The sequence below is a fragment of the Allobosea sp. 2KB_26 genome (genome assembly GCF_052115715.1).
Taxonomy (GTDB): Bacteria; Pseudomonadota; Alphaproteobacteria; order Rhizobiales; family Beijerinckiaceae; genus Allobosea.
On sequence record NZ_JBFRHE010000010.1, the window covers coordinates 45,608 to 64,960 of the forward strand.

Below are 19,353 nucleotides of genomic sequence, written 5' to 3' on the forward strand. Positions count from 1 at the left end.
ACCGGAGATATTCTCGCTCACGCCGTCTCGCGCGCGAGCTGGGCGAAAACCTTGGTCCAGACATCCGGCGTCTGCGCGCCCGAAACCGCGAGCTTGCCGTCGACGATAAAGAAGGGCACGCCGGTAACCCCGACCTTCTGGGCGTGGGCCTCGAGGCCGATGATCGTCTCACGCAATTCATCATTGGTGAGTTCGTCGCGGGCCGCGTTTTCCTCGAACCCGAGTTCGGTCGCGATCGCCACCAGCGTCTCCAGATCGCCGATATCACGCCCGTCCTGGAAATAGGCCTTGAACAGGGCTGCCTTCATCTCGCTGCCGCGCTGCACGGTGGACGCGGCAGCGATCAGCATATGGGCCATGCGGGTATTGGGCGTACGTGTGACCTTCGGCCAGTTGAACGTCACGCCACTTTCGAGCGCCGCTTCCGAGAGCCTGATCTCGATCTCCTTGCGCTTGCCGGGCCCGAACTTGGCATCGAGATAGCTCGCTCGGTCCGCACCTTCCGCAGGCATCTCGGGATTGAGCTCATAGGGCAGCCAGGTGATGGCGACGCGGTCGGTCAGGCCGTGATTGGACAGCGCCGTCTCGAGCCGCGCCTTGCCGATGAAACACCACGGGCAGACCACATCCGACACGATGGCGATGGGCATTTTCTCTTGCATGATCGCTCCTTGGCGATGCGCCGCGCTGGTACTCAAGCTGGCGGGTAGGAATGCTGCGTACCGAAACGGTCTTCAGCCTGCGCCTCGGCGCCCGGCATCTCGCAGCCCGAAAGGAAGGATGGACCGATCGGTATCTTGCCGGCCCCTCCGGGGATATCGAGGATATAGGTCGGCTGGCACAGGCCCGAAAGATGGCCTCGCAGGCTTTTGACGAGCGCCTGTCCCTCCGCCAGAGACAGCCGGAAATGTGAGGTGCCCGGCGCAAGATCCGGATGGTGCAGGTAATAGGGCTTCACCCGGTTCTCGACGAAGGCACGCATGAGCGCAGCCAGGGTCTCGATATCGGCGTTGACGCCCCTGAGCAGCACGCTCTGGCTGAGCAGGACATGGCCGGCATCGGCGAGGCGCGCGATCGCGGCACGCGCCGCCGGCGTGAACTCGCGGGGATGATTGGCATGAATGGCAATGTAGCTCGCCTTGCCCGGCACGCGCAGGGCCCGGGCGTAATCGGCTGTGACCCGCTCGGGATCGACCACCGGGACGCGCGTGTGCCAGCGCGTCACCTTGATATGCGGGATCGCCGCCAGCCGCTTCGCGACATCGCGCACGCGGCGCGCGGACAGGATGAACGGATCGCCACCCGTCATGATGACTTCCCAGATCTCCGGGCGCGAGGCGAGATAGGCCAGCGCCGCGTCGAGCTTCTCGCCGGCAAGAGAGGCTCCACCGGGGCCTACCATCTCGCGCCGGAAGCAGAAGCGGCAATAGACCGGGCAGGCATGGACGAGCTTCAGCAGCGCGCGGTCAGGATAGCGATGAACCACCCCCTCGACAGGCGAATGCGCCTCGTCCCCGATCGGGTCCGCCATTTCCTGCGGCAAGGTCAGCAGTTCCGCCGTATCGGGGATGAACTGGCGGGCGATCGGATCGGCCGCATCGGACGGGTCGATCAATGCCGCGATCGCAGGCGTGACAGAGACGGCATAGCGCTCGGCAACCGCCTCCAGCGCTTCACGCCGCCCCGGCACGACAAGCCCCTGCGCCACGAGTGCGTCGATGCCGCGAAGAGGGGTATGGGCTGTCATCGGCGTGTCCTGCCCGGTTCGGCCACCGGCGTCCAGAGCACGTCCTCGATCCGGCGCGCACCGGTGCAGAGCATCACCAGCCGATCGAAGCCGAGCGCGATGCCGGAGGCCGGAGGCATCGCATCCAGCGCGGCGAGGAAATCCTCGTCGAGAGGGTAGCGTTCGCCATAGATGCGCTGCTTCTCGTCCATATCCGCCTCGAACCGCCGCCGCTGCTCGGCCGGGTCCGTCAGTTCGCCAAAGGCATTCGCGAGCTCGACGCCACAGGCATAGAGCTCGAAACGCTCGGCCACACGCGGATCGCCCGGCTTCGGCCGTGCCAGGGCCGCCTCCGAGATCGGGTATTCGCAAAGGATGGTGGCGCAACCGCGACCAAGATGCGGCTCGATCTTCTCCGAGAGAACCCGGCTGAAAATGTCAGACCAGCTGTCGTCCCCAGCAAGCCGGATATTGGCGGCCAGCGCAGCCGCGGCAAGAGCCTCTCGATCGGTCGCCCCATTGTCCGCGATGGTCGCGAGCAGGTCGATGCCGGCATGCCGCACAAAGGCCTCATGCAGAGTCAGGCGCTCGGGTTCCGCGAAAGGATCGGCGGCCAGCCCCCGCCAGTGCAGCTGACTTGCGCCGGTGGTGCGGGCCGCCTCGGCCAGCAGGGCCGCGGCATCGGCCATCAGAGCATCGTAATCCTCGCCGGCACGGTACCATTCCAGCATGGTGAATTCGGGATGGTGCAGCGCCGTGCGCTCACGATTGCGGAACACCCGGGCGAAATCGAAGATGCGGCTTTCGCCGGCCGCCAGCAGTTTCTTGGCCGCGAATTCCGGGGAGGTGTGCAGGTAATAGGGATGCACGCCCTCGGCATCGTCGATCAGCGCGGTCGCGAAGCCGTGCAGATGCGTCTCGTTACCCGGCGAAACCTGCAGGATCGCCGCCTCGACCTCGATGAAGTCGCGCGCCTCGAACCAGCGCCTCAGCGCTGCCTTGATGCGTCCGCGCGCCAGCAATGCGGGCCGGCGGTCGGCATGAATGTCCCGCCGCCACCAGGGCGGATGTCCCTCGACCATCGAACCTCGGTTAAGAATCTCTGCAAGCTTCCGTTTCGCCCGCGAATGCGGTAGTTCCGCGGCGACGAAATCCGCATAGCGCGCGCGCTCGATGCGCACCAGCAAGGAAACTCACGTGGTCAAGGTCATCGCCAGCTCCGTTCGCAAGGGCAACGTTCTCGAACTCGACGGGCATCTCTGCTCCGTCATCTCGGCTGAGAGCTTCTTTCCCGGCAAGGGCACCCCGACGACGCAGATCGACATGCGCCGCATCTCCGACGGCGTGAAGATGACGCAGCGCTACAAGACCACCGAGCAGGTCGAGCGCGCTTATGTCGAAGACCGGGACTTCACCTATCTCTACCAGGATGGCGAACAGTACGTCTTCATGAACCCCGAGACCTTCGACCAGATCCATGTCGACAACGCCGTCGTCGGCGACACGGCGCCTTATCTGCAGGAAGGCATGAAGGTCTCGCTCTCGGTCTTCGAGGACAAGGCTGTCGCAATCGAGCTGCCGCAGCGCGTCACCGTCGAGGTTGCGGAGACCGAGCCAGTGACCAAGGGTCAGACCGCCTCGTCCTCCTACAAGCCCGCGATCCTGACCAACGGCGTGCGCACCGCCGTGCCGCCGCATATCGGACCCGGCACCCGCATCGTCGTGATGACGGCCGACGGCTCCTATGTCGAGCGCGCCAAGGACTGATGCAGCCTGGCCCCTGTCATCGGCAGGCCAGCGGTATTATCGATAGTGGAACGGGCCCTTCCGGGCCCGTTTCGTTTTTGAGGGATCCTGCATCATGCCGATTTCCGTTCATGCCGCCGCCTTTGCGGGCATTATCCAGACCCTGAAGGCGCTGGACGCCATTCTCGACAAGGCTGTGGCGCAGGCGGAAGCCCGCAAGATCCAGCCCGAGGTCCTGCTCAACAGCCGCCTGGCGCCGGACATGCTGCCTTTCACCCGACAGGTCCAGCTCACCTGCGATTTCGCCAAGAATGCCGCGGCGCGCGTGAGCGCCGGCGAGAACCCGAAATTCCCGGACGAGGAGAAGACATTCCCGGAGTTGAAGGAGCGGATCGCCAAGACGCTCGCCTTCGTGCAGAGCATCGACGATGCCGCGCTCGAACGCGGCATCGGCAAGGATGTTACCTTCCCGCGTGGCCCGCAGCAGACGGTGACGATGACGGCCGAGGCCTATCTGACCCGCTTTGCCGTGCCCAATTTCTACTTCCACGCCACCACCGCCTACGCGATCCTGCGCGAGAACGGCTTTGACATCGGCAAGCGCGACTTCCTCGCCGACGTCTTCGAGGCGTGACGCCTGCATGGCCGCGGCTGTCTCGATGACATCGGGCGACCAGGTCACGATCGAGCGCGCGATGGCGGCGGACGCCGCCGCCATCGCCGATCTCTACGTCGCGGCCCGCGCCGATGCACTGCCCTGGCTGCGCCGGGTCCATAGCGATGAGGCGGTACGCGACTGGATCATCCATGATCGTTTGGCGCGCGGCGAGAACTGGGTTGCCCGGTTGGGCAACGAGGTCCTCGGCTTCATGGCGTTCGACGGCGACGATCTCGATCAACTCTATCTGAAGCCCGGGCATTATCGGCAGGGCTTAGGCTCGCAACTCCTCGCCAAGGCCAAGGAGCGCAGCCCACAGCGGCTTCATCTCTTCTGCTTCCAGCGCAATACGCGCGCCCGCGCCTTCTACGAGAAGCACGGTTTCAGGATCGTCGACATGAACGATGGCAGCAGAAATGTCGAAGGCGAGCCGGACATTCTCTACGAATGGCGGCCGAGCGCTTCGTAAGCCCTTGAAATCGGCTGGGCCCCTCCCCATTTGAGGATCACGGCGATGTCGAGGGCGTTCCACTGTCCTCCATCTCCGTTGAAGACGGCCATGAGCCGAACGTGTGACGCCGGATGTACGCGCGCCCGTTCTGGACATGGCCGTTAGCGTTTCCGGGGCCCAACATGGCCCCGGGACGCAGGTTTCAGCGATCCGCCACGGCAAGTTTTGCACCGAGCGCAACGAAGGCGCCGGCAAAGATGCGCCGCATCCAGGTCATCACCTGCGGGCGCGAGATGACGTGGCTGCGGACAGACGCTGCGAACAACCCATAGACCACGAAAACCACGAAGGTGAGCAGCATGAACACGCCGCTCAGCCCGAGCATTTGCGGCATGGGATTGGTCGCATCCGCGCTGACGAATTGCGGGAGGAATGCGAAGAAGAAGATCGAAAGCTTGGGATTGAGCAGATTGACCAGAACAGCATCGATCGACACGCGCAGTGCAGATCGGGTGTCGACCTTCTGCTCGACCTGCAGCGCCCCGCGCTCCTGGAGCGTGCTCCAGGCCATGTAGAGAAGGTAGGCCACGCCGAGATATTTGAAGATCTGGAAGGCGAGTGCGCTCGTGTGCAGAAGCGCCGCCAGTCCCATGATCGCCGCGAGCATGTGGGGCACGATGCCGAGCGTACACCCGAAGGCCGCGACGACGCTTGCGCGCGCACCTCGCGAGAGGCCCGCTGCCACGGTGTAGATCATGCCCGTGCCCGGCGAGGCAACGATGATGAGAGAGGTGATCAGGAATTCGAGGCTCATGGCGGCGCTCCGTGCTGTGCCGCCAAACTAGAGAGCTACGCCCTTACGTCAATCGCCGCCGGGCGCGCCTTCCACAACCTGTACGAGCACCGGACGCGGAGCGCCCGTGCCTTCAACTGCCTTCAATCCTGCAGGAATGGGTTGTTCTGCCGCTCCTCACCGAGCGTGCTCGCCGGCCCGTGCCCCGGCAGGAACTGGACGTCGTCGCCCAACGGCAGGAGCTTGGCCTTGATGCCGGCAATCAGCGTCTCATGGCTGCCATAGGGAAAATCGGTGCGCCCCACCGAGCCTGCGAACACCGTATCGCCCGCAAGCAGGAAATGCGCGTCCTTCTGGAAGAAGGTGACATGGCCGGGCGTATGGCCGGGCACATGCTGCACCGAAAAGGCGACATCGCCGATCGACACCGTTTCGCCCTCGACAAGCCAGCGTGTCGGCGTGACCGGGCGGATGCCGCGCATCTCGAAGCGCAGCCCCGAAGCCGGCAGGTCGTCGAGCAGGAACTTGTCGGCCTCGTGCGGACCAATCACCGGTATAGCGAGCGCATCGGCAAGGTCGGCCGCCCCGCCGGCATGGTCGATATGGCCGTGGGTCAGCCAGATCGCGACCGGCTTGACGCCGAGTTCCTTCACCGCGTCCTGAATGCGGTCGACATCGCCACCGGGATCAACCACAGCGGCTTCCTTAGTGCGGGTGCACCAGATGATCGAGCAATTCTGCTGGAACGGCGTCACCGGCACGACGGCGATATTCAGGGGAGCGGGAGCCTGCTCGGTCATGCGATCTTTGCCTTTCCGTAAGGGGGGGGACGGCGCCTGCTCAGCGAGCCTTGCAGCGATTGGCGAGAAGCACCCGGTATTCGGAGATGGAGGTGTCCATCTGCGCGACATTCTCCTCGCGCTGCCGTCCAGCCTGGCAGGTCGCGAAGACGGAGCGTGCGCCCTGCAGGTATGTGACATGCTCGCGCCAGACGCGGCATTGCGTGGCCTGGTCTGCGGTACCGGCGGATTGGAGGCGGGTGAGCTCACGGCGCATGCCGGCCTCGTTCTGGAAGAGATCCCGCTGGCAGTCCGCCGGAGCGCCGGCCCTCCCCTGCGCCAGGGCGGGAGGCGCCGCGAGAACAAGGATCAGGGCAAGGCCAGTCGAAAGCCGGATCATCCGAGATTCAGCTCCTTGAAGAAGTCGTTGCCCTTGTCGTCGATGACGATGAAGGCGGGGAAATCCTCGACCTCGATGCGCCAGACCGCCTCCATGCCGAGCTCCGGATACTCCAGGATCTCGACCTTGCGGATGCAGTCCTGCGCGAGACGCGCCGCCGGGCCGCCGATCGAGCCGAGATAGAAGCCGCCATGCCGGGCGCAGGCCTCGCGCACCGCCGAGGAGCGGTTGCCCTTGGCGAGCATGACCATGGAGCCGCCGAAGGACTGGAACTGATCGACGAAGGAGTCCATGCGCCCAGCCGTCGTCGGGCCGAAGGAACCGGAGGCGAAACCTTCGGGCGTCTTGGCCGGACCGGCGTAATAGACCGGGTGGTTCTTGAAATAATCGGGCATGCCCTGACCGTTCTCGAGTCGCTCGCGAATCTTGGCATGGGCCGAATCGCGGGCGACGACGATGGTGCCGGTCAGCGAAAGCCGGGTCTTGACCGGGTATTTGCTGAGGGTCGCGAGGACCTCGCTCATCGGCCGGTTGAGATCGACCTTGACGACATCGCCACCGAGCGACGCGTCTTCGACCTCCGGCAGATACTTGGCGGGGTTGGTCTCGAGAGCCTCGAGGAAAATGCCGTCCCGGGTGATCTTGCCCTTGGCCTGGCGATCGGCCGAGCAGGACACGCCAAGGCCGATCGGCAGCGAGGCGCCATGACGGGGCAGGCGGATGACGCGCACGTCATGGCAGAAATACTTGCCGCCGAACTGCGCGCCGACACCGAGCGACTGCGTCAGCTTGTGGATCTCCTCTTCCATTTCGAGATCGCGAAAAGCGTGACCGGAGGGTGAGCCCATGGTCGGCAGTTCGTCGAGATATTTGGTCGAGGCGAGTTTGACCGTCTTGAGATTCTGCTCGGCCGAGGTGCCGCCAATGACGATGGCGAGATGGTAAGGCGGGCAGGCAGCAGTGCCCAGCGTCAGGATCTTCTCCTTCAGGAACGCGAGCATGCGGTCCTTGGTCAGGAGCGAGGGCGTCGCCTGGAACAGGAAGGTCTTGTTGGCCGAGCCGCCGCCCTTGGCCACGAAGAGGAATTTGTAGGCATCCTCTCCCTCGGCATAGATATCGATCTGCGCCGGCAGGTTGGTCGCCGTGTTCTTCTCTTCGAACATGGAGAGGGCTGCGACCTGGGAGTAGCGCAGATTGCGCTTGAAATAGGCATCGGCCACGCCCTCGCCCAGCGCCGACTCATCATCGCCATCAGTCCAGACCTTGCGGCCGCGTTTGCCCATGATGATCGCGGTGCCGGTGTCCTGGCACATCGGCAGCACGCCGCCAGCGGCGATATTGGCGTTCTTCAAGAGGTCGTAGGCAACGAACTTGTCATTCGAGGTCGCCTCGGGATCGTCGAGGATCTTGGCGAGCTGGGCCAGATGACCCGGACGCAGCAGATGGTTGATGTCGATGAAGGCCTGTTCGCTGAGTTGGCGGATCGCCTCGCGCGAAACGCTCAGGACCTCGCGGTCACCAATCTTCTCGACTGTGACGCCCGCATCGCCGAGCTTGCGATAGGGGGTCTTGTCCTCGCCAAGAGGGAAGAGATCGACATGCGTGTAGGCCATGAGAACTGGCTCCGAAACAGGGTGCGCCGCGGCTACAGCATGCGACGCCGGTCATGCCGGCGTCATAGCGGCTTGCGCCCTCCAGTCCAAGCCCAGGCTTGAACCGTTCCAGTTCAGGCTGCCTTCGCGGCGGTCTCCGCCAGGATGGCATAGATGGCGGCAGGGTCATGGGCACGCCGCACCTGCTCCAGCACAGCCTGATTGCGCAGGACGCGCGCAACGCGGGCAAGCGCCTTCAGATGATCAGCTCCCGCCCCTTCCGGCGCGATCAGCACGAAAATGATATCGACGGGCTGGCCGTCCAGCGCCTCGAAATCGATCGGCTTCTCGGCGCGGGCGAACAGCCCGACGAGCCGGTCGATTCCCGGCATGCGCCCGTGGGGGATCGCGATGCCGTCGCCAATCCCGGTCGAGCCAAGGCGTTCTCGCTGCAGCAGGGCTTCGAAAAGCTCGCGCTCAGGCAACCCTGTGAGCACGGAGGCGTGCTGAGACAGTTCCAGCAGTGCCTGCTTCTTGCCATTGGCCCGCAGCGGGGAGACCACAGCTGCGGGCGACAGGAGATCAGTGAGGGTCATGCGCCAGTCCATGCATGTCCCGTGCCGGGTTCTCACCCAGCGCCACGGGTCAGGAGTGATAACCGGGGCTACCGCCTGCCGGGGCTCAAGACAGCGAGGCCGGCGGGTCAATCCAGCCGATGTTGCCATCGCGGCGGCGGTATACGACGTTCATCCGCCCATTGCCAGCATGGCGGAAGATCACGACGGGCGCACCAGTGAGGTCAAGCTCGGCGACTGCATCACTAACGGTCAATTCGTGGAAGGATTTGGTCGATTCCGCCACGATAACAGGGTTGTCACCGCCAGAAACGGCCTCAGCCTCCTCGATTTCATCGTCAGGGGCCGCAATCACATAGCTGGGGATTTCCACCCCGGAGGCACGACCATTCATTGCGGATGAGCGATCCTTCAACCGCCGCTTGTACCGACGCAACCGCTTCTCAATGCGCTCCGCCATCTTGTCGAGACTCGCATACGGATCATGCGCCGTAGCGGAAGCTTCGAGTGTGATGCCGGAGGAGAGATGCAAGACCCCGTCCGTCCGGAAGGCGGTACCGTCCTTGTCGACGGTGACATGGCCCTGATATCCGCCCTCGTAATACTTGCTGAGGGCGGCGGCCACGCGCTCCTCGGCCTGGCCCCGCAGGGCCTCGCCGACATCGAGATTCTTGCCGGAGATTCGCAAGCTCATGGAGTGCTTCCCCTTCTTGTCGCCATGATCAGTGATCGATCATCTCACTGAGGTAAGGACGGGGAGTCGCCATTGTCAATGAGCGCTGCGGAATAGTCGCCGCCAGCCGACGGCAGCGAAAGGCATCCGATCGGGCTCACTCGGGCGGAGAAAAAGCCGAGCGGGTTCAGCGCCCTCCCAGCGCCATCGCCACCTTCTCGCGCCGACGCTCCATAGAGGACGGAATGCGCAGGGACTCGCGGTATTTCGCCACGGTGCGCCGGGCAATATCGATGCCGCCCTCCTTCAGCCGGGCGACGATCGCATCGTCGGACAGCACCTCGGCGGGGACTTCGTCGTCGATCATCTGCTTGATGCGGAAGCGAACGGCTTCCGCGGAATGCGCCTCGCCGTAACCGGTCGCGGCGATCGCTGCCGAGAAGAAATATTTCATCTCGAACACACCGCGCGAACAGATCAGATATTTGTTCGAGGTGACGCGCGAGACTGTCGATTCGTGCATGCCGATGGCATCCGCGACCGTCTTCAGGTTCAGCGGCCGCAGATGCTCGACGCCATGCGCGAAGAAGCCATCCTGCTGGCGCACGATCTCGCTTGCGACCTTGAGGATGGTGCGGGCGCGCTGCTCGAGGCTACGCGTCAACCAGTTCGCCGTCTGCAGGCATTCGGCGATGAAGGCCTTGTCCAGGTCGTTCCGCGCCGCCCGGGAGACGCGGGCGTGATAGGTCTGGTTGATCAGCACGCGCGGCAGGGTGTCCGGATTGAGATCGACCAGCCAGGAACCATCCGGCGCCGGCCGGATGAAGACATCCGGAACGACCGTCTCAGCCGCTGAACCGCCGAACCCCCGCCCCGGCTTGGGGTCAAGCCTGCGGATCTCTGCGACCATGTCGGCGATATCCTCATCGTCAACGCCGCAGATGCGCTTGAGCGCCGAGAAATCACGTTTGGCGACAAGATGGAGATTGGCGACCAGAGCCTGCATGGCTGGATCGAAGCGGTCGCGCTCCCGCAGCTGGATCGACAGGCATTCGCGGACATCGCGCGCCCCAACACCGGAGGGGTCGAAGCCCTGGATGATGCCAAGCACATGCTCGACCTTGTCCGCCGTCACAGCGAGCCGCTCTGCGATCTCCGGCACCGACTCGCCGAGATAGCCGGAATCATCGACCGCATCGATGAGATGGCTGCCGATCAGCCGCTCCGCGGGGTCAGTCATCGCAAGATCGAGTTGCGCGCTGAGGTGATCGCGCAGGGACAACTCCGCCGTCAGGCTGGACTCGAAACCTTCCGACCCGTCTTCGAACGAACCACCGGAGCCGCCATAGGCGCCACCGGTGATCGGCAGACTGTCGGCCCCCTTCGTGTCGAGGCGGGCGATTGTCGGCTGTTCACCCTGGAAAACATTGTCGAGCCCCGTGCCGAGCCGGCCTTCCATGCCGTCCTGGGTGTTCAGGCTTTCGGCACGCGCAAAACTCTCGGGATCAGCCGCCAGGGCACTGTCGCCGCCATTGAGCTGTATGGGAGGCTCAGCCGCATCGTCGCGCTCCAGCAGCGGATTGCGCTCCAGCTCCCCCTCGACAAAGTTCTGAAGCTCGAGATGCGAGAGTTGCAGGAGCTTGATCGCCTGCAGCAGCTGCGGCGTCATCACCAGGGATTGCCCCTGGCGCAGCTCCATGCGCGGCATCATCGCCATTGCGCTCTTGACCCCTCATCCGCTCCGGCATGTTTCTTGCCTTCGGAATGAAGCCTAGCCGCGCAACGCGGGCGCGTCAAAGCCTCTGCACGCGCTTTGTGCGGAGAAATTTATGCAGTGCAGCATTCTGCCGAGATTATGGCGGCGGCGCAGCCGGCGGGATCAGAGCTTGAAATCCTCGCCGAGATAGACACGGCGGACGTCCGGATTGGCGATGATCTCGGCCGGCGAGCCCTCGGTGAGCACGCGGCCGGAATGGATGATATAGGCGCGATCGACGAGACCAAGCGTCTCGCGAACATTGTGGTCGGTGATCAGCACGCCAATGCCGCGATCGGTCAGCTGGCGCACCAGCGCCTGAATGTCACCGACGGCAATCGGATCGATGCCGGCGAATGGCTCGTCGAGCAGGATGAAGGACGGGCGCCCGGCCAAGGCGCGGGCGATCTCGCAACGCCGGCGCTCGCCGCCCGACAACGCAATGGAGGGAGCCTTGCGCAGGCGAGAGATCGTGAACTCTTCCAGAAGCGTATCGAGCTGACGCTCGCGGCTCTTGCGGTTCGGCTCCACGACTTCGAGCACCGCACGGATGTTGTCTTCGACGCTGAGGCCGCGAAAGATCGAGGCCTCCTGCGGCAGGTAGCCAATTCCGAGACGGGCGCGCTGATACATCGGCAAGCCGGTGATATCATTGCCTTCCAACGAGATAACCCCGAGATCGGCCGGTACCAGACCGGTGACCATGTAGAAGATCGTGGTCTTGCCCGCGCCGTTTGGACCGAGCAGGCCAACCGCCTCGCCCTGCCGGACGTAAAGGCTCGCCTCGCTCACCACCGTGCGGCCGCCATAGCTCTTGCGCAGGCCGCTGACAGCGAGAATGCCCGGTCCGCCGATCGATGCAGCAGACGATGTTTCGGGCTCGGCCTCGCTGTCCCGGGCCCTTGCGCCAAACAATCCGCGCAAGCGCCCGAACATGCCGGGGCTTTGCTCGCTCCGGGGTGCCGCAGCCTGAGCGGGCAAGGTCGAACTGTCGGATTGCGGCATGGAATGGACTGTCACTGAGAGCGGGGCTCGCTGATGTGAAAGGCGGTCGGCCCGGCATGTGCCAGACCGGAGCGGCTAGTTGGTCGGCGGGCTCGCCGGGCGAGCGGGGGCCGCGGCACCGGGCTTGGGCGGAGTGTTCTTGCCCGCGTCCTTGCCCGCCTCACCGGAATTCGGAACGAAGAAGCCCTGCACGCGCCCCTTGTTGTTCTCGATATTGGCGACGCCGGTCTCCGTGTCATAGACCAGCTTCTCGCCGCGGGTGATGTTCGGGCCGTCATTCAGGGCGACATTCCCGGTCATGATGACCTTGTTGTTGGCACGATCGAACACCGCCTTGTCCGAGGTCGCAGCCTGCGTCTTCGAGACTACGGTCACCGGACCATCGCATTCGATGCGCTTGATGCTGCTGTCATTCGATTGCGGCGCGCCACCTGCTGCGGCTGGAGCCGGCGCCGCAGGGCGCGACGCTCCTGGCACCGTCCCAGCGCCCCGCCCCTCGTAGAACACTGTCATGACCGAGCAACGCACCGTGGTCTCACCCTGAACCGCCACGACATTGCCGGTGAAGACCGCGCGATTTTCCTTGTCGAGCACATCGAGCTTGTCGGCATCGATCTTGATCGGCTCCTTGCTGTCGCCACCAAGGCCACCAAGAGGCGAGTTCGCGCCGCCGCCGCGGGCCGGCTTGGCCTTCCCAGCCGCAGGCGGTGTCGCCTGCGCAACCTTGGAAGCATCGGAGCGTGACTGCGGGGTCTGAGCGACCGCCTCGGCGACACATGAAAGGCTCAGCGCCGCCGCAAGCAGCCATACGGGCTGCCAGCCCTTAGACATCGCAGGATTCACTGACGCAGGTTCGAATGCGGACCGCATATCACTGTCTCGTCCCAGTTGCAGGGGCATTGCCCGGAGAACTACCTTCGACCGCTGCCGGTTCCCGGTTCGGTGCGGCAGGCGCCTTGACCGGCCCTAGCAGTTCCGGAGCCGGCGTGCTGCCTTCTCGTTCCGGGCCGGCCAGGGCGCGAGCCGGTGCATTCTCTATCACGACTCGGACACGGCCGTCGAAAACGATCAGCGCGCCATTGTCCTTCACGTCCAGCGTATCGCCTTCGACGGTGGTCGAACCAAGCAGAACCTTGACCGGCTCCCGCGATACGACGGTCCCCGCCTTGAAATCGATATCGGCGCTGCGCATCCGCATATCATAGCCGGACTCGGTACGGACCTTCACATCATCGACCAGCTTCAGCTTCTCCTTCTGGGAGTTGAACAGGCCGGTGCGGGCGTTGACCGTGACCCAGCCCTCCTGCTGCATCTGAATCCTGGCCGTCATTGTCGACAGCTCGATCTCGGACGGATTGCGAATATCCTGCAACGCCTCGAGGGCCGTCACCTCATAGGGCCGGTTGTCCTTGCGATAGCCCGAGAGGCGTGGTGACTCCATCTTGACCTTACCGTCGGAAATGCCGACGGAACCGATCGACACACCTCCGACACCAGACAGCGGGTGCAGGAACGGCGTCACGATCAAGCCGAGCACAGCCACGACCGCGCCGATGGGAATCGCGCGGCGGAGGACGCGGACAAGTATGGTGTGCCGCTGCGCCGCCTTGAAGGCAGCGCGACGTCGACTCGCACGTTTCGATTCGGGGGCGGTCCAGTCGCCCGTTGTCATCGCCACAGTCATGCCCCGCGCAATGGCAGTCGCTAACGGCTTTTTCGTGTCAGCCGGCGAACGACCTGCGGGCCCCTACGCGCTTCGTTCGCGTGGAGACTGACGCAAGAAGACTTAGAATTTGTCAAGCGTGAGCGAAGATGTCGTTCTCGGCCCAGCCGGCGAGATCGAGCTCCGCGCGGAACGGAAGGAAGTTGAAACAGGCCTCGGCGAGATGCGAGCGGCCCTCGCGCGCAAGCATGGCCTCGAGCTTGTCGCGCAGGGCATGGAGATGCAGCACGTCTGAGGCCGCATAGGCCAACTGTGCCTCCGACAGCGTATCGGCTCCCCAATCCGAGGATTGCTGCTGCTTCGACAAGTCGACGCCGAGCAGCTCCCTGACCAGGTCCTTCAGGCCGTGCCGGTCGGTATAAGTCCGCACCAGCTTCGAGGCGATCTTCGTGCAGTAGACCGGGCCGGTGTTGACGCCGAAGGCGTTCTTCAGAACGGCAACATCGAACCGCGCGAAATGAAACAGCTTCAGCACGGAAGGGTCCGACAGCAGCCTGATCAGGTTCGCAGGCGCGGGACCGTCCCGAAGGATCTGGACCACGTCGGCAGAGCCATCGCCACGTGAGAGCTGGACCACGCAGAGCCGGTCGCGATGCGGGTTGAGGCCAAGCGTCTCGGTGTCGATCGCAACGACGGGCCCCGGCAGGAAATCATCCGGCAGATCACCGCGATGCAGACGGATGGTCATGACAAGAACCTCACTGGGCCAAAACACGCGGGACAAGGCCCCTGCCGCAGCTAGCGGGCGGCGAGCCCGCGTTCAAGCCTTTTCTGCGCGCCGGGATTGCTGTCGGACCGTGGCGTTAACTCATTCTTCACCCTGTGCTTCAGGGTTGAGAGCCGGCGTGAGACAGTCTCCGAAACGGAACCGCCCCTTGCCGCTTCTCACGCTCCTGACCGGCTTCGAGGGCCGCATCGGACGCGCCGCCTTCTGGTCGGGGACGACCCTGGTTGCTGTCGCGCTCGTCCTGGCCGACATCGGCAGCGTTCGCCTCGGCGGGGTGCATGGGCCCGAGATCACGGCCTTTGCAGGGACCTTCGCCCTGTTTCCCTGGTCGGCGCTTGCGGCCAAGCGCGGCCGGGACCGCGGACGGTCGTGGTATTACGGGCCGACACTGGTCATCGCGATCGTCCTGTCCGGACTTGGCCCCGACCATTTCGAAGCAGCAGCGGCCAAAACACTCGGCGCATTCTCCCTGCTGCTCTGGCTCGTTGCGCTGATCGATCTCGGTTTGCTGCCGGGCTGCAATGCGCCCGTGCCCGTTGCAGAGACGCAGGCTGATGCTAAACCGGCAGAATGAAGCCGCTCCCTCCCCCGCTCCCCTTCGACCCGCTCGATCCCGTCGCGCTGACGCAGGCGCTGGTGCGTTGCCCATCCGTGACACCGGTTGAAGGGGGAGCACTCGCTCTGCTCGACACCGTTCTCAGCGCGGCCGGGTGCTCGGTCGATCGGCCCGTATTCAGCGAGCCCGACACACCGGATGTCGAAAATCTCTATGCCCGGATCGGCACTGAGGGTCCCGTTCTGGTCATAGCCGGCCATACCGATGTCGTTCCCCCCGGCGATCTCGCGCAGTGGTCGCGCGACCCGTTCTCCGGCGTGGTCGAAGATGGTGTCCTGCATGGACGCGGCGCTTGCGACATGAAGGGCGGTCTCGCCTCGATGATCTCGGCTGCGTTGCGCTTTCGCCGCGATTATCCGGATGCGCCGGGCTCGATCGCCTTTCTCGTCACGGGAGACGAGGAATCGGTTGCGGTCAACGGCACCGTCAAGCTGCTGGATTGGGCGAAGGCGCGTGGCGAACGCTTCGACCATTGCCTGCTCGGCGAGCCTACCAACCCTGCGACCATGAGCGACATGATCAAGATCGGCCGGCGCGGCTCGCTGACCGGCCAGTTGATCGTCCACGGCAAGCAGGGCCATGTCGGCTATCCCCATCTCGCCGACAATCCGATCCGCGGCATGGTGCGCCTGCTGGCCGCTCTCGATGCGACGCCACTCGACACCGGTACGGCCTATTTCGATCCGAGCAATCTCGAGGTGACGACACTGGATGTCGGCAATCCCGCGACGAATGTCGTTCCGGCGCAGGCAAAGGCTGTCTTCAACATCCGCTTCAACGATCTCTGGACGCCCGAGAGCCTCGCTGGCGAACTCGAGCGGCGGCTACGGGAGGCTGCGGGCAATCAGGTGCGCTACGAGCTTGAGGTCCAGCCTACAAATGCGGTGGCCTTCCTGACCGAGCCGGGGCCGTTCGTCGCCCTGGTCGCCGATGCGGTGGAAGCCGAGACTGGCAAGCGCCCGGCTCTCTCGACGACGGGCGGCACATCCGATGCCCGTTTCATCAAGGGCTATTGCCCGGTCGTCGAGTTCGGCGTGGTTGGCCAGACGATGCATCAGGTCGACGAACGCGTCGCGGTCTCCGATTTGCTCTGCCTGGAACGGATCACCCATCGCCTTCTCGAAAGCTATTTTGCTGCAACGCAACAAGGCGCTTGACCCGAGGCGGGATACACCGTTTACTGCATTAGACGAAAGTCTAATGCCACGTATCCGGAGTACCCGGCCATGGCTCTTGCTGCCGATGACGTGCTGCGCTCGCTGCGTGGCTCATGGCGCCTGATGACAGACGGCGCCGAGGCGCTGAAGGAACTTGATCTCAGCCGCGACGGGTTCTGGCGTTCCTTTGCCGCGCTCGTACTCACCGTGCCTGCGCTGGTCGCGATCCTGGCTGCCGAACGGCAGATTGCCGGGCTGGCCAATACCGGGAACATGTTCGATTCACCGGCTCTGATTGCCCGCGTGCTCGGCGCCGAATGCCTGGCGCTCATCGCGGTACCTGCGCTGCTGGTCGGCCTCGCCCCGAACCTGGCCCATTCGCCGCGGCTGACCAGTTTCGTCATCGCCTGGAACTGGTCCGGCATCGTCTCGGCCAGCCTGATGGCAGTCCCCGCCACAGTCTTTGCGATCGGCTGGTCACCCCCCGCCATCGCGACGCTGCAGGCGATCGCCTTCGCAGTGATCGTGCTGCGACTCCGTTACTGCGTGGCGCGCGCCGCCTTCGGCGCGCAAGACCATGTCGCGCCGTCAATCCTGCTGGCGAGCGTGATTGCCGACTATTCGATCATCCGCATCTTCGGCCTGGCCGGTTTCTGAGCCCGGCTCAGTAATCGACGCCGGCGAGATAGAGGCCGCAGGACGGAGCAAGGGCCGCGCATTGCGAGCGGTCGCGCGCCGCGAGTACCTTGCCGACCTTGTTCTCGGGCCACCGCCCTGCCCCCACCATCTTCAGGCAACCGACCATCGAGCGGACCTGATGATGCAGGAAGGAGCGGGCGTGAGCGTAGATCACGATCTCCGAGCCCTCGCGCGTGACATCGAGCCGGTCGAGCGTCCGGACAGGCCCGTTCGCCTGGCATTCTGCGGCCCGAAAGGTCGTGAAATCGTGGTGGCCGACGAGCGCCTTGGCAGCGCGGTCCATCGCTTCATGATCGAGCCTGAAGGGGACATGCCAGAGACGGTCCCGATCGAGCGCCGGCGGTGCGCGCCGGTCGAGCATGCGATAGATGTAATAGCGGCGCCTGGCCGAGATGCGGGCATCGAACTCGTCGGACACGGCCTCGGCGCTCAGGACCGCGACCGGCAGATGCTTCAGGCGGGCATTGCTTGCGTCGCGCACGACATCGGTGCGCCATGCCTTGTCCAGGTCGACATGGGCGACCTGATGCGTCGCATGGACGCCGGCATCGGTGCGCCCGGCGCAGTGCAGGCGGACGGCATGGCCGCAAAAGGCCTCGACCGCTTCCTCGACGCTCTGCTGAACGGACGGGCCGTTGAGCTGACGCTGCCAGCCCGAGAACGGCGTTCCATCATACTCGATGACGAGCTTGTAGCGGGCCATCAGAGCATGATGCCGAAAACTGGGAATCGGACTTTGGGCGACATCACGCGAGCGCCCTAGAGCCGATGGCCTGGATGGAGGCGCGCCCCGCGCAGGAATTCGCTGCCGCTCATCGGCGCACGACCGGCGCGCTGCACCTGAAGCAGCCTGATTGCGCCCTCGGCGCAGGCGATCGTTCCCTCATCGTCAAGCAGCGTGCCCGGCTCGGCAGCGCCGCCAGCCAGCGCCGTGCGCAGGATCTTGAGCCTCTCCGGCCCCTTTCCGAGATCAACCTCGGCAAAGGCGCCTGGAAAGGGCGAGAGCCCGCGCACGAGGTCATGGACCTGCTGTGCTGGCCGCGCCCAGTCCAGCTTCGCCTCGGCATTGGCGATCTTGGCAGCGTAGGTCACCCCCTCGACGGGTTGCGGGGTGAATTGCAGCCCGCCACGCCCGAGTGCAGCCAGAGCGCGCACCATCAGGTCGGCGCCCAGCGAAGCCAGCCGATCGTGCAATTCGCCGGCCGTCATATCCGGACCGATCGCAAGCTTCTCGACCATGCCGACCGGGCCGGTATCCAGCCCCGCCTCCATCCTCATGACGCAGATGCCACTCTCGGCATCGCCCGCCATGATTGCACGCTGGATCGGGGCCGCGCCGCGCCAGCGCGGCAGAAGCGACGCGTGCAGGTTGAGGCAGCCGAGTTCCGGAAGATCAAGGATCGCCTGCGGCAGGATCATGCCATAGGCGACGACGACCGCGACATCCGCCTGGTGCGAAGCGATCACCTCGGCAGCGTCCTCGGTTTTCAGCGTCTTCGGCGTGAACACCGGAATGCCGAAGCGCTCGGCGGCGCGATGCACCGGGGACGGCTTCAGATCGAGACCACGACCGGCCTGCGCCGGGGCGCGGGTATAACAACTCACAACCTCGTGGCCCTGGCCGATGATCTCGGTCAGGGTCGGCACGGCGAAATCCGGCGTGCCCATGAAGATGACGCGCAAACTCATGCGAACAGCGCCGCTTTCTGATCGATACGGATCATTCAGGCCGCGCTGTCGCGACGCGCCGCCTTGGCGAAACGCTTGGTGACACGCTCGCGCTTCAGCCGCGACAGGTGATCGATGAAGAGCACGCCATTGAGATGGTCGATCTCATGCTGCAGGCAGGTGGCGAGCAGGCCGTCCGCCTCGATGTCCTGCACCTTGCCGTCGAGATCGAGATAGCGAACCTTCACCTGCGCCGGACGCTCGACCTCCTCGTAATATTCGGGAATCGACAGGCAGCCTTCCTCATGGATGTTCAGCTCCTTGGAAGACCAGGTGATATCCGGATTGATGAAGGTCATCGGCGCCTTCTCCTCCTCCGGCTTGGCGAGGTCAATCGTCAGCAGGCGCAGCGGCACGCCGATCTGGATCGCGGCGAGGCCGATGCCGGGCGCGTCATACATGGTCTCGAGCATGTCGGCGGCGAGCGCCCTGATCTCGGGTGTGACGGCCTCGACAGGTTTCGAGACCTGGCGCAGGACTGAATCGGGCAGGATGACGAGAGGGCGAATGGCCATAGGGCGCTCGAACCGGTTTTTCTTGCTGACGCCG

General features: G+C 64.6%; 23 protein-coding genes. 6 read left to right on the top strand and 17 right to left on the bottom strand.

Annotation, left to right across the window (positions count from 1 at the left end; genetic code table 11):
• Positions 1–17: 17 nt before the first annotated feature.
• From AB4099_RS23360 to epmA, 3 genes are read right to left on the bottom strand one after another with little or no spacing between them, the layout of a single operon-like run.
• Positions 18–662 (bottom strand): DsbA family oxidoreductase, encoded by a 645-nt coding sequence (locus tag AB4099_RS23360; RefSeq protein ID WP_113514956.1) that lies wholly within the window; start codon positions 660–662, stop codon positions 18–20.
• Positions 663–694: 32 nt separating this feature from the next.
• A complete protein-coding gene (locus tag AB4099_RS23365; RefSeq protein WP_441479801.1) occupies positions 695–1,747 on the bottom strand; it encodes a lysine-2,3-aminomutase-like protein in 1,053 nt (350 codons plus the stop codon).
• On the bottom strand, positions 1,744–2,808 hold the full coding sequence (gene epmA, locus AB4099_RS23370; RefSeq protein WP_113515350.1) for an EF-P lysine aminoacylase EpmA: 1,065 nt from the start codon (positions 2,806–2,808) through the stop codon (positions 1,744–1,746). Before epmA ends, AB4099_RS23365 begins: the two co-directional genes overlap by 4 nt.
• 91 nt (positions 2,809–2,899) lie before the next feature.
• On the opposite strand from epmA, the gene efp reads away from it, so the two are divergent.
• The 3 genes from efp (at position 2,900) to AB4099_RS23385 (ending at position 4,599) form a co-directional block, all read left to right on the top strand.
• Positions 2,900–3,493, top strand: a complete 594-nt coding sequence (gene efp, locus AB4099_RS23375) for an elongation factor P (protein ID WP_069877722.1) — start codon at positions 2,900–2,902, stop codon at positions 3,491–3,493.
• A 94-nt stretch (positions 3,494–3,587) separates the two neighbouring features.
• On the top strand, positions 3,588–4,106 hold the full coding sequence (locus AB4099_RS23380) for a DUF1993 domain-containing protein (protein WP_113514952.1): 519 nt from the start codon (positions 3,588–3,590) through the stop codon (positions 4,104–4,106).
• 7 nt (positions 4,107–4,113) lie between these two features.
• The gene (locus AB4099_RS23385) at positions 4,114–4,599 is read left to right on the top strand and encodes a GNAT family N-acetyltransferase (protein ID WP_441479802.1); all 486 of its coding nucleotides are present in this window, start codon (positions 4,114–4,116) and stop codon (positions 4,597–4,599) included.
• A gap of 184 nt (positions 4,600–4,783) precedes the next feature.
• Here AB4099_RS23385 and AB4099_RS23390 read toward each other — a convergent pair whose 3' ends face one another.
• The 11 genes from AB4099_RS23390 to AB4099_RS23440 form a co-directional block, all read right to left on the bottom strand.
• Positions 4,784–5,395 carry a LysE family translocator gene (locus AB4099_RS23390; RefSeq protein WP_113514950.1) on the bottom strand — a complete coding sequence of 204 codons (612 nt, stop codon included), beginning with the start codon at positions 5,393–5,395 and terminating at the stop codon, positions 4,784–4,786.
• 122 nt (positions 5,396–5,517) lie between these two features.
• Entirely contained in the window at positions 5,518–6,174 is a 657-nt protein-coding gene (locus AB4099_RS23395; RefSeq protein ID WP_113514948.1) for an MBL fold metallo-hydrolase, read from the bottom strand.
• Between the two features lie 40 nt (positions 6,175–6,214).
• Positions 6,215–6,553 (bottom strand): hypothetical protein, encoded by a 339-nt coding sequence (locus AB4099_RS23400; protein ID WP_113514946.1) that lies wholly within the window; start codon positions 6,551–6,553, stop codon positions 6,215–6,217.
• Positions 6,550–8,166, bottom strand: a complete 1,617-nt coding sequence (locus tag AB4099_RS23405; RefSeq protein WP_441479803.1) for a fumarate hydratase — start codon at positions 8,164–8,166, stop codon at positions 6,550–6,552. The genes AB4099_RS23400 and AB4099_RS23405 overlap by 4 nt, the downstream gene beginning before the upstream one ends.
• A gap of 113 nt (positions 8,167–8,279) precedes the next feature.
• On the bottom strand, positions 8,280–8,741 hold the full coding sequence (gene ptsN, locus AB4099_RS23410; protein ID WP_113515346.1) for a PTS IIA-like nitrogen regulatory protein PtsN: 462 nt from the start codon (positions 8,739–8,741) through the stop codon (positions 8,280–8,282).
• An 85-nt stretch (positions 8,742–8,826) separates the two neighbouring features.
• Complete coding sequence (hpf, locus tag AB4099_RS23415; RefSeq protein ID WP_113514942.1) at positions 8,827–9,414, bottom strand: ribosome hibernation-promoting factor, HPF/YfiA family; 588 nt, start codon at positions 9,412–9,414, stop codon at positions 8,827–8,829.
• A gap of 166 nt (positions 9,415–9,580) precedes the next feature.
• On the bottom strand, positions 9,581–11,110 hold the full coding sequence (gene rpoN / locus AB4099_RS23420; protein WP_441479804.1) for an RNA polymerase factor sigma-54: 1,530 nt from the start codon (positions 11,108–11,110) through the stop codon (positions 9,581–9,583).
• 162 nt (positions 11,111–11,272) lie between these two features.
• Positions 11,273–12,154 (bottom strand): LPS export ABC transporter ATP-binding protein, encoded by an 882-nt coding sequence (gene lptB, locus AB4099_RS23425; protein ID WP_441479936.1) that lies wholly within the window; start codon positions 12,152–12,154, stop codon positions 11,273–11,275.
• Between the two features lie 75 nt (positions 12,155–12,229).
• Positions 12,230–12,985, bottom strand: a complete 756-nt coding sequence (locus tag AB4099_RS23430) for an LptA/OstA family protein (RefSeq protein WP_162768125.1) — start codon at positions 12,983–12,985, stop codon at positions 12,230–12,232.
• 40 nt (positions 12,986–13,025) lie between these two features.
• A complete protein-coding gene (gene lptC, locus AB4099_RS23435; RefSeq protein WP_441479805.1) occupies positions 13,026–13,826 on the bottom strand; it encodes an LPS export ABC transporter periplasmic protein LptC in 801 nt (266 codons plus the stop codon).
• A gap of 124 nt (positions 13,827–13,950) precedes the next feature.
• Positions 13,951–14,565 (bottom strand): ribonuclease D, encoded by a 615-nt coding sequence (locus tag AB4099_RS23440; RefSeq protein WP_113514933.1) that lies wholly within the window; start codon positions 14,563–14,565, stop codon positions 13,951–13,953.
• A gap of 187 nt (positions 14,566–14,752) precedes the next feature.
• On the opposite strand from AB4099_RS23440, the gene AB4099_RS23445 reads away from it, so the two are divergent.
• The 3 genes from AB4099_RS23445 to AB4099_RS23455 all read left to right on the top strand — a co-directional run bounded on the left by AB4099_RS23445 (position 14,753) and on the right by AB4099_RS23455 (position 17,034).
• Entirely contained in the window at positions 14,753–15,178 is a 426-nt protein-coding gene (locus AB4099_RS23445; protein WP_441479806.1) for a DUF805 domain-containing protein, read from the top strand.
• Positions 15,175–16,377: a succinyl-diaminopimelate desuccinylase gene (gene dapE / locus AB4099_RS23450; RefSeq protein ID WP_441479807.1), complete on the top strand. Its 1,203-nt coding sequence runs from the start codon at positions 15,175–15,177 to the stop codon at positions 16,375–16,377. Before AB4099_RS23445 ends, dapE begins: the two co-directional genes overlap by 4 nt.
• Before the next feature lie 69 nt (positions 16,378–16,446).
• Positions 16,447–17,034: a hypothetical protein gene (locus tag AB4099_RS23455; protein ID WP_441479808.1), complete on the top strand. Its 588-nt coding sequence runs from the start codon at positions 16,447–16,449 to the stop codon at positions 17,032–17,034.
• A gap of 7 nt (positions 17,035–17,041) precedes the next feature.
• Here the strand turns inward: AB4099_RS23455 and truA are convergent, their stop codons facing one another.
• The 3 genes from truA to AB4099_RS23470 are packed head-to-tail and all read right to left on the bottom strand — an operon-like array spanning position 17,042 to position 19,319.
• Positions 17,042–17,779, bottom strand: a complete 738-nt coding sequence (gene truA / locus AB4099_RS23460; RefSeq protein ID WP_113514924.1) for a tRNA pseudouridine(38-40) synthase TruA — start codon at positions 17,777–17,779, stop codon at positions 17,042–17,044.
• Between the two features lie 56 nt (positions 17,780–17,835).
• Entirely contained in the window at positions 17,836–18,765 is a 930-nt protein-coding gene (fmt, locus tag AB4099_RS23465; RefSeq protein WP_441479809.1) for a methionyl-tRNA formyltransferase, read from the bottom strand.
• 35 nt (positions 18,766–18,800) lie between these two features.
• The gene (locus tag AB4099_RS23470) at positions 18,801–19,319 is read right to left on the bottom strand and encodes a peptide deformylase (protein WP_441479810.1); all 519 of its coding nucleotides are present in this window, start codon (positions 19,317–19,319) and stop codon (positions 18,801–18,803) included.
• Between the last annotated feature and the right edge of the window lie 34 nt (positions 19,320–19,353).

Bases quoted from the DNA above. Each gene is read 5' to 3' on its own strand.
- AB4099_RS23360 (WP_113514956.1), bottom strand. From the start codon at position 662: ATGCAAGAGAAAATGCCCATCGCCATCGTGTCGGATGTGGTCTGCCCG.
- AB4099_RS23365 (WP_441479801.1), bottom strand. From the start codon at position 1,747: ATGACAGCCCATACCCCTCTTCGCGGCATCGACGCACTCGTGGCGCAG.
- epmA (WP_113515350.1), bottom strand. From the start codon at position 2,808: ATGGTCGAGGGACATCCGCCCTGGTGGCGGCGGGACATTCATGCCGAC.
- efp (WP_069877722.1), top strand. From the start codon at position 2,900: ATGCGCACCAGCAAGGAAACTCACGTGGTCAAGGTCATCGCCAGCTCC.
- AB4099_RS23380 (WP_113514952.1), top strand. From the start codon at position 3,588: ATGCCGATTTCCGTTCATGCCGCCGCCTTTGCGGGCATTATCCAGACC.
- AB4099_RS23385 (WP_441479802.1), top strand. From the start codon at position 4,114: ATGGCCGCGGCTGTCTCGATGACATCGGGCGACCAGGTCACGATCGAG.
- AB4099_RS23390 (WP_113514950.1), bottom strand. From the start codon at position 5,395: ATGAGCCTCGAATTCCTGATCACCTCTCTCATCATCGTTGCCTCGCCG.
- AB4099_RS23395 (WP_113514948.1), bottom strand. From the start codon at position 6,174: ATGACCGAGCAGGCTCCCGCTCCCCTGAATATCGCCGTCGTGCCGGTG.
- AB4099_RS23400 (WP_113514946.1), bottom strand. From the start codon at position 6,553: ATGATCCGGCTTTCGACTGGCCTTGCCCTGATCCTTGTTCTCGCGGCG.
- AB4099_RS23405 (WP_441479803.1), bottom strand. From the start codon at position 8,166: ATGGCCTACACGCATGTCGATCTCTTCCCTCTTGGCGAGGACAAGACC.
- ptsN (WP_113515346.1), bottom strand. From the start codon at position 8,741: ATGACCCTCACTGATCTCCTGTCGCCCGCAGCTGTGGTCTCCCCGCTG.
- hpf (WP_113514942.1), bottom strand. From the start codon at position 9,414: ATGAGCTTGCGAATCTCCGGCAAGAATCTCGATGTCGGCGAGGCCCTG.
- rpoN (WP_441479804.1), bottom strand. From the start codon at position 11,110: ATGGCGATGATGCCGCGCATGGAGCTGCGCCAGGGGCAATCCCTGGTG.
- lptB (WP_441479936.1), bottom strand. From the start codon at position 12,154: ATGCCGCAATCCGACAGTTCGACCTTGCCCGCTCAGGCTGCGGCACCC.
- AB4099_RS23430 (WP_162768125.1), bottom strand. From the start codon at position 12,985: ATGTCTAAGGGCTGGCAGCCCGTATGGCTGCTTGCGGCGGCGCTGAGC.
- lptC (WP_441479805.1), bottom strand. From the start codon at position 13,826: ATGACAACGGGCGACTGGACCGCCCCCGAATCGAAACGTGCGAGTCGA.
- AB4099_RS23440 (WP_113514933.1), bottom strand. From the start codon at position 14,565: ATGACCATCCGTCTGCATCGCGGTGATCTGCCGGATGATTTCCTGCCG.
- dapE (WP_441479807.1), top strand. From the start codon at position 15,175: ATGAAGCCGCTCCCTCCCCCGCTCCCCTTCGACCCGCTCGATCCCGTC.
- AB4099_RS23455 (WP_441479808.1), top strand. From the start codon at position 16,447: ATGGCTCTTGCTGCCGATGACGTGCTGCGCTCGCTGCGTGGCTCATGG.
- truA (WP_113514924.1), bottom strand. From the start codon at position 17,779: ATGGCCCGCTACAAGCTCGTCATCGAGTATGATGGAACGCCGTTCTCG.
- fmt (WP_441479809.1), bottom strand. From the start codon at position 18,765: ATGAGTTTGCGCGTCATCTTCATGGGCACGCCGGATTTCGCCGTGCCG.
- AB4099_RS23470 (WP_441479810.1), bottom strand. From the start codon at position 19,319: ATGGCCATTCGCCCTCTCGTCATCCTGCCCGATTCAGTCCTGCGCCAG.